The following is a 12,985-nucleotide window of genomic DNA, read 5'->3' on the forward strand; positions in this document are numbered from 1 at the left end:
GTAAACCCCATTAGTATCGCATGTTTTATTGCCGATTGAGAATGGAAGAGAATCGCGGTTGCCAGTTGACTTAGCCATCTAGACGCCTTAACATCCAATCTATACTTCGGTTCCGCTGAAGTTTACTTTTTATCTAGCCACGGAAACGACGATAAAATAAGAATAATATGATTAAACTTTCTCACATCAGCAAAGTGTTCCAACAGGGTTCGCGCACCATTACCGCGCTTACAGACGTGAGTCTACACGTCCCTGCGGGGCAAATTTATGGCGTTATCGGTGCATCAGGTGCCGGTAAAAGTACACTGATTCGCTGTGCCAATATGTTAGAGCGCCCAACCAGTGGTCAGGTTCTGGTTGATGGCCAAGATCTAACAACATTATCCGAAGGTCAATTGACTCGCGCACGTCGTCAAATCGGTATGATTTTTCAGCATTTCAATTTACTGTCATCCCGCACGGTGTATGGCAATATTGCGTTGCCTCTTGAGCTGGACAACACGTCACGCGCAGATATAAAGAAGAGAGTTACCGAACTGTTGGATCTGGTTGGTTTGGCTGATAAGCAAGATGCTTATCCGGCTAATCTGTCTGGCGGTCAGAAGCAGCGTGTTGCTATCGCACGTGCTTTAGCCAGTAACCCTAAAGTCTTGTTGTGCGATGAAGCCACCAGCGCATTAGACCCGGCAACCACCCGTTCGATTCTGGAGTTGCTCAAAGACATTAATCGTCGTTTGGGCCTAACCATTTTACTTATTACTCATGAGATGGATGTGGTGAAACGCATCTGTGATCAGGTTGCTGTAATAAGTGAAGGCAAGTTGATTGAGAAAGACAGTGTGAGTGAAGTATTTTCGCATCCGAAAACCCCACTGGCACAACAATTTATTCAATCAACACTTCATTTAGATATTCCAGAAGATTACGCCCAGCGTATGACGCAGGAACCAACTGCGGATCGCGTTCCACTGCTGAAATTGGAGTTCACCGGCCAGTCTGTTGACGCTCCGCTAATTTCGCAAGCGGTGCGCCGTTTCAATATTGATATCGGGATTCTCAGTTCACAGATGGATTATGCCGGTGGCGTTAAGTTTGGTGTCATGCTAGCTGAGCTGCATGGCGACGATCAAGATGGCCTCGCTGCTATCAAGTTTTTGCAAGATCATCATGTAAAAGTAGAGGTTCTGGGTTATGTCTGAGGCAATGATGTGGTTAATGGGCCGAGGCGTTTGGGAAACTCTGATGATGACTTTTGTGTCTGGTTTCTTTGGTTTTGTACTGGGACTACCGGTTGGGGTGCTGCTGTATGTCACCCGCCCAGGGCAAATTATCGCCAACAATAAGATTTACCGCACCCTGTCTGGGGTTGTGAATATTTTCCGTTCCATACCTTTTATTATCTTATTGGTATGGATGATTCCATTCACTCGGATGATTGTCGGTACATCGATCGGTTTACAGGCGGCGATTGTACCATTAACAGTCGGTGCAGCTCCCTTTATTGCCCGTATGGTGGAGAATGCCCTACTAGAGATTCCATCTGGTTTGGTTGAGGCGGCCCGTGCGATGGGGGCGACCCCAATGCAAATTATTAAAAAGGTGTTGTTGCCCGAAGCCCTACCTGGCTTGGTGAATGCAGCCACTATTACATTAATTACCCTGGTCGGTTATTCCGCGATGGGTGGTGCAGTCGGTGCCGGTGGCTTAGGCCAGATCGGTTATCAGTATGGTTACATTGGCTATAACGCCACAGTAATGAATACTGTATTGGTATTATTAGTAATTTTGGTTTACCTGATTCAGCTCAGTGGCGATCGGATCGTAAAAGCCGTTACCCACAAATAGTTCTTAACACATCAATTACCCAAAGAAATTGATGTTGCAGGTAGGCAGCAAGCGAACACACCCCGAATCACTTACTTAAATAAGTGGTTTGGGTAAGTGAACCTAGCTAACAACCCGGCAGCGCCAAGTACTAAGGGTATAGCGACTGCCTCACACAGCGGCGCATCTTAACGAATGTCTATAGAGGAAGGGATATGTCTTTAAAATTCAAATCTATCGCGGCAGTCAGTGCATTGATTGGTACCTTGGCTCTGGTGGGTTGCGGCCCGGCAGAGAAAGATCCAAACCACATTAAGGTTGGTGTCATTGTGGGCGCTGAGCAGCAAGTTGCTGAAGTTGCTCAAAAAGTGGCAAAAGATAAATATGGTCTGGATGTTGAACTGGTTACCTTTAACGACTATGTATTGCCAAACGAAGCATTGAGCAAAGGTGATATTGACCTGAATGCCTTCCAGCACAAACCTTATCTGGATCAGCAAATTAAAGATCGTGGTTATAAGTTAGTGTCTGTGGGTAACTCATTCGTTTATCCGATTGCAGGTTACTCTAAGAAAATCAAGTCATTGGAAGAGTTACAACCGGGTTCTCAGGTCGCACTGCCAAATGACCCGACCAATCTGGGCCGTTCTCTGTTGCTGCTGCAAAAAGTGGGTCTGATTAAACTGAAAGACGGCGTTGGTCTGCTGCCAACCGTGTTGGATGTGGTTGAAAATCCTAAAAACCTGAAACTGGTTGAATTGGAAGCCCCTCAGTTACCACGTTCTTTGGATGACCAACAAATCGCCTTGGCGATTATCAATACCACCTACGCCAGCCAGATTGGCTTAACACCGGCTAAAGATGGCTTGTTCGTGGAAGATAAAGAGTCACCTTACGTCAATCTGATCGTAGCCCGCGAAGACAATAAAGATGCGGAAAACGTGAAGAAATTCGTTCAGGCATATCAGTCTGATGAAGTTTACGATGCAGCAAACAAAGCATTCAACGGTGGTGCAGTAAAAGGCTGGTAAGTGTTAATTGGCTATTTTGCTGAATATGGCGTTAGCTAAAATCAGTGTTTGCTAAATATATTGCAAGACGGGCCATGGCCCGTCTTGTTATTTGCATCATAGATTGCTTCAATAGCGCCTCTTAAATAAAAAAGGCTGAGGAATTTCTATGCGTGCGTTACCTCTGTGTCTGTTAGCACTTTCGCTAACTGGATGCTCCATGCTTCAATCAAAGCCATCCACCACAGAAAACCCGGTTAAGCAACCCCCTCCGGTGGCTAAACCCAGCCCAACGGTAGCCCCTCGTCCGGCACCGGTAAAACTTTATAAAAGTGCTGAAGAGCTTGTTGGCAAGCCTTTCCGCGACTTAGGCGAAGTATCCGGTGAGTCTTGCCAATCGACCGTTCAGGACTCTCCAGCCAGTATCGCCACCGCCCGTAAGCGAATGCAGACGCGTGCTTCTTATATGAAAGCCAATGCAGTCCTGCTACACGGATGTGAAATACAAAGTGGCGTTCCTGGCTGCTATCAACAAGCGGTATGCCAAGGTTCTGCACTGAATGTTTCATCAAAATGAGTGTATTTTCCTTTAATCAGATCGGGGTGATTCGCTCACCCTATAAAGAAAAGTTTGCGGTGCCAAGGCAGCCCGGTCTAATTGAAGATGGCGGTGGTGAGTTACAGTTATTGGCACCCTATAATCAACCGGAAGCCGTGCGTGGGTTATCTGACTTCAGTCATGTATGGGTGATGTTCGTTTTCCATCAAACCATGGAGGGTGGTTGGCGTCCGACTGTTCGCCCGCCACGTTTAGGCGGTAATACACGGATGGGGGTATTTGCCACTCGCTCCACTTTCCGGCCAAATCCTATCGGCATGTCGTTGATTGAACTGAAAGGGATACGTTGCCAGGGCGCAGAGGTGATTCTGGAGTTGGGTAGTCTGGATCTGGTTGATGGTACCCCGGTGATTGACATTAAACCCTATCTGCCTTTTGCCGAGAGCCAGCCTCTGGCGCGCGCTGGTTTTGCGCAGACAGCCCCAGATGCAGATATGCAGGTGTGTTTCTCTACCATCGCCGAGCAACAGTTAGTACAGCAACAGGCGCGTTATCCACATTTGCGGCGTTTTATCACCCAGGTTCTGGCACAAGACCCTCGCCCGGCGTACCGTAAAGACGATAATGAAAGCCGTGAATACGCAGTTCTGTTACTGGAATTTAATGTGCGTTGGCGGGTTATGGGCCAGCAAACGGAAGTGTTGTCGCTCGACCCACGCTAAATTTCACCCAACTCTCTTTTGACAACCCGTACACGCTGGTAAACTAAACCACTTTTTACTTTTTTGGCTGCCTCTATTTGTTGCAGCGCTAATGGAACCAAAACATCATGCGTACTAGCCAATATCTGCTCTCCACTCTAAAGGAGACACCTGCCGATGCTGAAGTGATCAGCCACCAACTGATGCTTCGTGCCGGAATGATCCGTAAACTGGCATCAGGTCTTTATACTTGGTTGCCAACCGGCGTTCGGGTGTTGAAGAAAGTCGAAAACATCGTGCGCGAAGAGATGAATAACGCAGGTGCTATTGAAGTTTCAATGCCTGTCGTACAACCGGCCGATTTGTGGCAAGAGAGTGGCCGCTGGGAACAGTATGGTCCTGAGCTGTTGCGTTTTGTCGATCGCGGCGAGCGCCCTTTTGTGCTCGGCCCAACTCATGAAGAAGTGATTACTGACCTGATTCGCGGTGAGATCAACTCTTACAAGCAGTTGCCGCTGAATTTCTTCCAAATTCAAACCAAGTTCCGTGATGAAGTTCGCCCACGTTTTGGCGTGATGCGTGCGCGCGAGTTCCTGATGAAGGATGCTTATTCCTTCCACACCACTCAAGAATCTTTGCAAGAAACTTACGACGCGATGTATGCGGCATACAGTAAGGTTTTCTCTCGTATGGATTTGAATTTCCGTGCGGTTCTGGCAGATACTGGTTCAATCGGTGGCAGCGCATCTCATGAATTCCAGGTGCTGGCCGAGAGTGGCGAAGACGATATCGTGTTCTCAACCGGTTCTGATTATGCCGCTAACATCGAGTTTGCTGAAGCAGTGGCCCCTTCAGCGCCACGGGCTGTCGCGACTGAAGAGCTGCGTATCATTGATACCCCGAATGCAAAAACCATCGCTGAACTCGTTGAGCAGTTCAAACTGCCGATCGAGAAAACCGTGAAAACCTTAATGGTGCACGCTCACGAAGAGAGTGGTCACAAGCTGGTTGCGTTGCTGGTTCGCGGTGATCATGAACTCAATGAGATCAAAGCAGAGAAACTGCCACAAGTCGCCAAACCACTGACCTTTGCTAGTGAAGAAGAGATTCGTGCAGTAATTGGCGCAGGTCCAGGTTCATTAGGTCCGGTTAATTTGCAGTTGCCTGTTGTAGCTGATCGCAGCGTGGCAGTGATGAGTGATTTTGGTGCTGGTGCGAATATCGACGGCAAACACTATTTTGGTATTAATTGGGAGCGTGACTTACCGCTGCCACAAATTGCCGATTTACGGAATGTGGTTGAAGGCGATATCAGCCCTGATGGCAAAGGCACGTTGCAGATCAAGCGTGGTATTGAAGTCGGTCATATCTTCCAGTTAGGCACTAAATACTCGGAAGCGATGAAAGCCACGGTTCAGGGCGAAGATGGCCGTAACCAAGTGATGACCATGGGTTGTTACGGTATTGGCGTATCCCGTGTGGTAGCGGCTGCCATTGAGCAGAATCATGACGATCGTGGCATTATTTGGCCTGATGCGATTGCACCGTTCCAGGTTGCAATTTTGCCAATGAACATGCACAAATCTTTCCGCGTGAAAGAGTTGGCGGAAGAGCTGTATGCCACTCTGCGTTCACATGGTATTGATGTTATTCTCGATGACCGTAAAGAGCGCCCAGGCGTGATGTTTGCGGATATGGAACTGATTGGCGTACCACACAATATCGTGATTGGTGACCGCAATCTCGACAGCGAAGAGGTGGAATACAAAAACCGCCGTGTTGGTGAGAAGCAGATGATTAAAACCAGCGAAATCATTGATTTCCTGCTGGGCCAAATCAAGCGCTAATTGACGCTAAGTAAACCGCTGAGCCGCTGGATAGTTAACTCACTACCAGCGGCTTTTTATTGCAGCAACGGATAGATTCTATTTACTGGCGCAGCTCTTACTGGCATTAAACTTAATGTTATCAGCCGGAATCAGCGTTTTGTCTGATTGCCCTTCTTCCATCGATGGTCGCACATCAAAATGGCCATTAAGGGTTAAAAATACCGGTTCACCCACCTTTTTACGGGCCTTTAAATATCCGGTTTCCAGTGCAATATTATTCTCAACCGGGAAGGTTCGGCCGGTAGCACAATCGGTAAATACGGCGGCATCAGCAAAATACTTATACATACCGCTCAATGGCATCGGCGTTTTGGGTAACGGTTGATCACTCGGCGTAAGCTGATAATTCAGTGTGGACTTTATCGCCAACCCTTGTTGGTCAAGCATCACCAAATTTTTACCTACTGGCCGAAAGTAGCGTTTCTCCCCTTGCCCATTAGTGAGTACCAGCTTATCCGCAGTACGCGCCCACGTACCGTATTCAGCAAAGGTTTGATCGCCCTCTTTGTTATCGCCTGCATGAGCACTGCCACGATAAATTTCCTTCAGGATAAAAGTCCCATCGCTATCAAGGAACAGTGAGGTATCCAAACCACTGCAATCCGCGCAGGGTAATACCCCCTGATAGCTTTGCTGCATAGGTTGTAGAGCCTGTTCAACCGGTTGATGCCGATTGTTACAACCTAATAATGACAGTGCACCTACTGCCAAAAACAGCGTTATTGTTAATTTTTTCACAGCTATTCTCCCATACTGTGTACGATATATAAGGAGTGAGGCCACATTAGCCACAATGTTTAAATCCCCGGCCAAATATCGGCATCACTCCTGATGTATTTTACCGCGCAGCGCTTTGGTCGCACCTTTGCGGACTTTGCCCTCGACTCGTCTTATTTTTGAGCCTTTGGTCGGTTTTGTCGCCCGGCGAGCCTTTTCCACCACCATTGCCTGCCGAATTAATGCCACCAGCCGCGCCAATGCCGCCTCACGATTCATATCCTGGCTGCGGTATTCTTGCGCTTTGATGATAACGATGCCTTCCGCCGTCATCAAATGACTGTTTAGCAATAATAACCTTTCTTTATAGTAATCTGGCAGGCTTGAAGCCTTAATGTCAAAGCGCAAATGAATAGCAGTTGAGGTTTTATTGACGTGCTGCCCCCCCGCACCTTGCGCCCGGATCGCCGTCAGCTCAATCTCGCTGTCGGGTAGACTGACATGATTAGATATAATCAGCACGCTTATTGCCCATCGCATTGCCATTCATCAAAACTAATTTCCAGATTATTCTGAGCATCCGACAACCAAATAGTTCCCTCTTGCAACGTGGCCTGTAACGACATATTACGATTAGCAAGTGCCGCCAACTTTGCCATCAGCTCATCACCCAAGAAGCGTACCCGCAGATTGCGGTGCCCGGACAACTTATCCCGGACTTGTGGCCACCACACCTTGGCGGCACGTTCACTGTAGGCATACAACACCACTTGCTGTGACTGATTACAGGCTTTACGTAGCCGTTTTTCCTCTGGTAACCCCAACTCTACCCACAATTCAATACCGTTATGGTCATTATGACGCCAAATCTCCGGCTCATCGTCAGCACTCAGACCTTTAGTAAACTGCAAACGTTCATCAGCGTGGCAGATCCATGCAAGTAACCGCAGCATCATCCGCTGGTCAGTTTCGGAGGGGTGTTGCGCGATAGTCAGGTTAATATCCTGAAAAAAATTACGATCCATATCTGCGATGTTAACAGCAGCTTTATGGATGGTTGCTTTTAGTGCCATGGGTGACCTCTTAATTATCTGGCGGACAGTGTACTTGATCAGGTCTGCCAGCAGCCAGCCAACCCTGCATAAAGAGAACGATTAGTGGCATCAATGCTAAAAAGAAACCTTGTGCCGCACTCTAATATCTCTATCACTCCTGTGCTATAGTCCTTATAAGTTCAGAGTTTATCTTCGTAGGTTGACAGTGTGTCGCTTCCGCTGAGAATCTACTGGGTTAAACTTTTCCAGGAGGATTACTGTGCAGCAATACTGTGAATTAGTACGCCGTTTTTATGCCCAAATTGGAAGTGGCGATCTGGGTTACGTACCAGACGCATTGCGCTGTGTATTGAAAGCATTGGACGAAGTTGCGGCTAACGACGCACTACCGTCCTCCGTTAGGGAACAGGCGGCCTTTGCCGCCGCTAACTTATTGGTGAGCGATTATGTCGATGAGTGAAGAGTATCAACCCATCAATTGTGATGACTACGATAATCTAGAGCTCGCCTGCCAACATCACCTGATACTGACGTTGAAGTTGAGAGGCGGTGAGATCGTAGAAGGTAAAGCCAGCGATCTGCTGCTGAGAAAAAAGGTCGAATACCTGATTGTCGAGCAAGAAGGGACTATGCGCGAGTTGCGCCTGGACTACATCGCCAGCTTCAGTCACCCCGAGATAGGCACTGTCGTGGTGAGTGCATCATAGCTTCATCCCGTGATATTGATGATGGGCCGCTGAAAAGTGGCCCGTCCTCTTCTGACTTGACGTGACTACTATTGTGTTAGCGGAACTCCCCCCCAATCACTGACCAATGTTAGCTCATCGGAATTTTTGCTGTAACACCAATTGCTTTGGGTGTAGTAATAACGACCTATTAAATTATTTATCAAGGTTTTAAACTGGCATAGTAAGCAGCCAGATCTGAGAAATCCTCGTCAGTTAAAGGCGTAACATAAGCCTGCATCACCCCAGCTTGCCCACCCGTTCGCTCCCCTTTTTTATACGCCTTTAATGACTGTTCTAAATACAGGGCATTTTGCCCAGCCAGATTAGGATACATCGGCACTGAAACCTTACCCTGCGCACCATGACAAGCCACACAACTGGCAGATTTAACCCGCCCTGCTTCGATATCATTTTTTGCCAATGCCGAAAAACTACTCAATCCCAATAACACCATTATACTGACGACTAATTTCATCATTGCTCCTCAAAAATGGACTGTTCTGTTTGTTGTTATTTTATTATTTCGCTTTGGCCCAATTCAGGTGCCAACAGGGTTCGCCTTCCTTCGCCTGGCCAGCCTGAGCCACAAACACGCCGGCCGCAGCAATTAATTGTTCACCAAAGTAGAGCAGCGGAATACGTTCCCGTTGCCACGGCGGTACGCCCAACTCTTGCCATATCTTTTTGCTATGGCGTGAATGGTGCCGCCCGACAATTTTGATCTCACCCTGTAAACCGAAACGGACGCTAATTATCTCACCGATAGTGGCAGTCCTGACGGCTTGCCCCCCTTCAGTAGTCAAACTCAGTATCCCCAAATTAGCCGGTAAAACCAAAGGATCAGGCGGTGCTACTGCATGATTAGACCCAGCCTCAACGTTAGCCCAAGGTAGATGCCGCATACTTATCTCAGCTAGCTGCGGCAATAGATATAAATATTGCCGGAAACGGCGAACCTGATGCGCCCCCAGAGTAAGCTGAGGTTCTGCATCTTGCCTTGCCATAGCAACTTCTAACCACAAACGTTGCAGTTGGTTTTGCGATGGCATCAACGCTCCCCCGCCAGCTAACCAACGGCGTAATATTGCCCCGCGCTTGGCTTCTGAAGCCAGTAATAGCCCCTCAATGGAAAGTGCACCATCGGGGTTTTGCAGTTGTTGCAGATTATCTGCCAACAACTCATCCAGTAACTGTTCCTGCTCAGCGCACAGGCTTGCACTGCGCGCCGTTGCTTGCGCAAAATGCGGCCAGCGCTGATTAAGTAGAGGTAACACACTTAATCGCAGGAAATTACGATCGAAACGATTGTCCTGATTGCTGTCATCTTCAATCCACCGTAGTTGCTGTACTTGAGCATAGTTCTCTAGTGTTTCGCGGGAAAAGGCCAACAATGGGCGCAACAACTGGCTGTGGGCAAACGGCATTCTGCCTGCCATTGAGGACAGCCCCGCGGGGCCACTGCCCCGCTTGAGTGCCAGTAGGAAAGTTTCACACTGGTCATCCAGATGCTGAGCAGTAAGTAGCACTTCATTGGCAGCTAAATGTGAGGAAAATGCCTGATAGCGAGCGGTTCTGGCGGCGGCCTCTATTCCATTGTGTCGCGGATCAATATTCACTCGTACCACTTCAAGTGGAACGTCCCATTGATCGCATTGCTGCTGGCAATGTTTTACCCAACAGTCTGCCAATGGGTTTAATCCGTGATGAATATGAATCGCGCGGACTTTCAACTCAGGGAGCAGTTGTTGGCGCAAGCTAACCAATAAATGCAGTAATACGCTGGAATCCAACCCACCACTGAACCCCACCAGCACATGGCGATGGTCACCCAATTGCGCGAATAGAGGATTGAGTAGCACATTAGGCGTAAAGGTAGCTGAGTTCATGTTATTCCAGTGTTATTTCGTATAGCTCTAGAGGTAAACCATCTGGATCAGTAAAGAAAGTAAAACGTGATTGGGTATAGGGATCAATGCGAACCGCTTCGCAAATCACACCAGCAGCCCTCAGTTCTCTAACTGCCTGCTCAATATTATCAACCTGAAAAGCCAGGTGGCGTAAGCCACAAGCCTCTGGCTGGCTAGGCCGTGCCGAAGGGGAAGGAAAAGAAAACAGCTCGACCGTATATTGTCCGTTTAAGGCTAAATCGGCTTTCCACGAGCCGCGTTCTTCACGATAAACCTCGCTAATTAGCGTGAATCCCAGCACCTCACAATAGAATTTTTTGCTAACCTGATAATCTGAACCAATGATTGCAATATGATGTATCTGACGTATTGCTAGCATGTATTACTCCAGTTTAATCATTTGTCTTCAGTACATTGACCCAATAGCGACCATCATCATCGCGTTTAGCACCGTGAATATCTGTTTCAAACCCAGGGTAATGTGCACCGATGGCACACAGCATCAGCAGGAAGTCCAAGACTGCACGGCTCTCTTCGCTGATCATTTCACCCGGCATAACCAACGGTACCCCCGGCGGGTAAGGTAAAATCATGTTGGCCACGACTTTGCCTATCAAATCACACATTTCGCAGGCCGCTATATTACCGCGAATCTGCTGTTGGAACATGTCATACGGCGTGAGTTTCATCTCTGGCAGTACATCAAAAGACTGGCGCATTAAACGGGGTAAGTCATGTTTACGGATCAATTGGTGGATACCGGCGGCCAGATCTTGAATGCGCATATGACGGTAAAAATCGGGATCTTCAGCAAACAGATCCGGCAGCATGTTTTTAACCCGCAAGTTAAGATCATAAGCGCGCTTAAACTCCATTAGGCCGCGCAATAAGCTCATCGCCTTGGTTTTATCAATACCAATACTGAACAGGAACAGCAAATTATATGGCCCGGTTTTCTCTACCACGATGCCGCGTTCATCGAGAAATTTAGCAACCAGTGCGGCAGGGATCCCTTCGTCTTCAAGTTCCCCTTCACTGCTCATACCCGGCGTCAGGATGGTCACTTTGATCGGATCCAGATACATATGATCTGCATCTGCATTGCTGAAGCCATGCCACTTTTGCCCCGGTTGCAACGGCCAACAGGCAATTTCATCAATATCTTCTGGCTGCCAGACATCAAAGAACCAGTTGTCACTCTGTGAACGTAAACGGCGAACCTCTTTGCGAAAATGCATCGCACGCTCAATGGAGCGCATAATCATGCGCCTGCCCGGTTTACCACGCATCATTGCTGCGGCAGTTTCCATTGATGCCACAATGCCGTAATTCGGTGAAGTGGTGGTGTGCATCATATAAGCTTCGTTAAAAGTGCCTTCATTGTAATCACCTTTAATATGAATCATCGAAGCTTGAGAGAATGCCGCCAATAATTTATGTGTCGATTGCGTTTCATAGAAAACTTTGCCCGCAACCCGTTCCCCGCTCATGCCACTTTTCCCTTCATAGATCTCATGGAAATTGGTATAAGGCACCCAGGCGGAATCAAAGTGAATTGAAGGGACATCCAGTGTTTGCTTAATATAATCAGTATTATAGAGCAGCCCATCATAGGTCGAGTTCGTTATCACCGCATGCACCGGCCAACTGGCACTTTTGGTTTGTGCAATTTTCTCAGTAATGGATTCGCGCGTAAATTCGTGCTGCGGGATGCCACCCAAAATACCGTAAGCATTACGGGCCGGGCGCAAATATAGCGGGATGATATTGGTCATCATCAGAAGATGTGTCAGAGACTTATGACAATTACGGTCAATCAATACCGTACTGCCAGAGGGAGACGAATACATGCCAATGATTTTATTTGCCGTTGATGTCCCATTCGTCACCATATAGCTCTGCTCAGCGTTGAAAGTACGGGCAATATATTCTTCAGCTTCCAGATGAGGGCCACTGTGATCTAATAATGATCCGAGTTCAGTCACTGAAATCGACACATCCGCCTTGAGGGTGTTAGCACCAAAGAAGTCATAGAATAAGCTGCCTACCGGGCTTTTTTGAAATGCTGTCCCTGCCATATGCCCTGGCGTGCAGAAGGTATATTTCCCTTCTTTAACGTAATTAAACAACGCTTTGGTTAACGGCGGAGTGATGCTATCCATATACTCGGCGGTATATTGTTCAATATGTTGTGCAATATCATCTGCCGCATTCAATGCATATTCAAAGAAATAAAGTGCCATCCGCATTTCATTTAAACTGACATCTAATGAGGAGGTAGTATTGATAAACGCGTAAAGTGGGAGATACTCGTTCAGATCATTAATTTCAGTGCAAAGCTCATCACTGTGCTGGTCCCAATCGAAAATCACACCAATAATCCGCGCATTATGCTCGATCAGTTTAAGCAGATCACCACGATCCTGAGGGTAGATAAGCTGAAAACCTTTGGCCAGTAGGGCATCGTTCAATTCACGAATAGGTTCATCTTTGTAGTAAACCCCCATCGGCCCCATGATTGCGATGATATTCATCGGTGAATCCTCATATTGTCCGCTAATTATCTATAACAACATGAATTTTAATTTTTGCCAA

The 12,985-nt window shown here is 47.6% G+C and carries 15 protein-coding genes; 8 read left to right on the top strand and 7 right to left on the bottom strand.

The genetic code is table 11. The annotated features are described in order from the left end of the window. Nucleotides 1–167 precede the first annotated feature (167 nt). The 6 genes from metN (at nucleotide 168) to proS (ending at nucleotide 5,941) form a co-directional block, all read left to right on the top strand. Nucleotides 168–1,199 (top strand): methionine ABC transporter ATP-binding protein MetN, encoded by a 1,032-nt coding sequence (gene metN, locus A6J67_RS21315; RefSeq protein WP_005185656.1) that lies wholly within the window; start codon nucleotides 168–170, stop codon nucleotides 1,197–1,199. Then, nucleotides 1,192–1,845, top strand: a complete 654-nt coding sequence (locus A6J67_RS21320; RefSeq protein ID WP_032813821.1) for a methionine ABC transporter permease MetI — start codon at nucleotides 1,192–1,194, stop codon at nucleotides 1,843–1,845. The genes metN and A6J67_RS21320 overlap by 8 nt, the downstream gene beginning before the upstream one ends. Nucleotides 1,846–2,039: 194 nt before the next feature. Next, nucleotides 2,040–2,855: a MetQ/NlpA family lipoprotein gene (locus A6J67_RS21325; RefSeq protein WP_042569242.1), complete on the top strand. Its 816-nt coding sequence runs from the start codon at nucleotides 2,040–2,042 to the stop codon at nucleotides 2,853–2,855. 148 nt (nucleotides 2,856–3,003) lie between these two features. Then, entirely contained in the window at nucleotides 3,004–3,411 is a 408-nt protein-coding gene (gene rcsF, locus A6J67_RS21330) for an Rcs stress response system protein RcsF (RefSeq protein WP_032906496.1), read from the top strand. Beyond that, nucleotides 3,408–4,115 carry a tRNA (N6-threonylcarbamoyladenosine(37)-N6)-methyltransferase TrmO gene (tsaA, locus tag A6J67_RS21335; protein ID WP_050297323.1) on the top strand — a complete coding sequence of 236 codons (708 nt, stop codon included), beginning with the start codon at nucleotides 3,408–3,410 and terminating at the stop codon, nucleotides 4,113–4,115. The genes rcsF and tsaA overlap by 4 nt, the downstream gene beginning before the upstream one ends. Before the next feature lie 107 nt (nucleotides 4,116–4,222). Next, nucleotides 4,223–5,941: a proline--tRNA ligase gene (proS, locus tag A6J67_RS21340; protein WP_050073645.1), complete on the top strand. Its 1,719-nt coding sequence runs from the start codon at nucleotides 4,223–4,225 to the stop codon at nucleotides 5,939–5,941. 78 nt (nucleotides 5,942–6,019) lie between these two features. Here proS and nlpE read toward each other — a convergent pair whose 3' ends face one another. The 3 genes from nlpE to A6J67_RS21355 form a co-directional block, all read right to left on the bottom strand. Beyond that, the gene (gene nlpE / locus A6J67_RS21345) at nucleotides 6,020–6,721 is read right to left on the bottom strand and encodes an envelope stress response activation lipoprotein NlpE (RefSeq protein ID WP_042569239.1); all 702 of its coding nucleotides are present in this window, start codon (nucleotides 6,719–6,721) and stop codon (nucleotides 6,020–6,022) included. Between the two features lie 84 nt (nucleotides 6,722–6,805). Further along, nucleotides 6,806–7,222 (bottom strand): alternative ribosome rescue aminoacyl-tRNA hydrolase ArfB, encoded by a 417-nt coding sequence (gene arfB / locus A6J67_RS21350; protein WP_005185665.1) that lies wholly within the window; start codon nucleotides 7,220–7,222, stop codon nucleotides 6,806–6,808. Nucleotides 7,223–7,224: 2 nt separating this feature from the next. After that, nucleotides 7,225–7,773 carry a YaeQ family protein gene (locus A6J67_RS21355; protein WP_050297322.1) on the bottom strand — a complete coding sequence of 183 codons (549 nt, stop codon included), beginning with the start codon at nucleotides 7,771–7,773 and terminating at the stop codon, nucleotides 7,225–7,227. A gap of 241 nt (nucleotides 7,774–8,014) precedes the next feature. On the opposite strand from A6J67_RS21355, the gene A6J67_RS21360 reads away from it, so the two are divergent. Together A6J67_RS21360 and rof are read left to right on the top strand one after the other, a co-directional pair. Next, nucleotides 8,015–8,215, top strand: a complete 201-nt coding sequence (locus A6J67_RS21360; RefSeq protein WP_005185672.1) for a YaeP family protein — start codon at nucleotides 8,015–8,017, stop codon at nucleotides 8,213–8,215. Further along, entirely contained in the window at nucleotides 8,202–8,462 is a 261-nt protein-coding gene (gene rof / locus A6J67_RS21365; RefSeq protein WP_032906500.1) for a Rho-binding antiterminator, read from the top strand. The genes A6J67_RS21360 and rof overlap by 14 nt, the downstream gene beginning before the upstream one ends. A gap of 181 nt (nucleotides 8,463–8,643) precedes the next feature. On the opposite strand, the gene A6J67_RS21370 is transcribed toward rof, so the two are convergent. The 4 genes from A6J67_RS21370 to A6J67_RS21385 are packed head-to-tail and all read right to left on the bottom strand — an operon-like array spanning nucleotide 8,644 to nucleotide 12,924. Next, nucleotides 8,644–8,961, bottom strand: a complete 318-nt coding sequence (locus A6J67_RS21370; protein WP_005185676.1) for a c-type cytochrome — start codon at nucleotides 8,959–8,961, stop codon at nucleotides 8,644–8,646. 40 nt (nucleotides 8,962–9,001) lie between these two features. After that, the gene (gene tilS, locus A6J67_RS21375) at nucleotides 9,002–10,369 is read right to left on the bottom strand and encodes a tRNA lysidine(34) synthetase TilS (protein WP_005185679.1); all 1,368 of its coding nucleotides are present in this window, start codon (nucleotides 10,367–10,369) and stop codon (nucleotides 9,002–9,004) included. Between the two features lies 1 nt (nucleotide 10,370). Continuing rightward, complete coding sequence (locus A6J67_RS21380) at nucleotides 10,371–10,769, bottom strand: VOC family protein (protein WP_005185681.1); 399 nt, start codon at nucleotides 10,767–10,769, stop codon at nucleotides 10,371–10,373. Between the two features lie 13 nt (nucleotides 10,770–10,782). Beyond that, complete coding sequence (locus tag A6J67_RS21385; RefSeq protein ID WP_050288527.1) at nucleotides 10,783–12,924, bottom strand: lysine decarboxylase LdcC; 2,142 nt, start codon at nucleotides 12,922–12,924, stop codon at nucleotides 10,783–10,785. Nucleotides 12,925–12,985: the final 61 nt, after the last annotated feature.

The sequence above is a fragment of the Yersinia sp. FDAARGOS_228 genome (assembly GCF_002073315.2).
In the GTDB taxonomy this organism is placed as follows: Bacteria; Pseudomonadota; Gammaproteobacteria; order Enterobacterales; family Enterobacteriaceae; genus Yersinia; species Yersinia intermedia.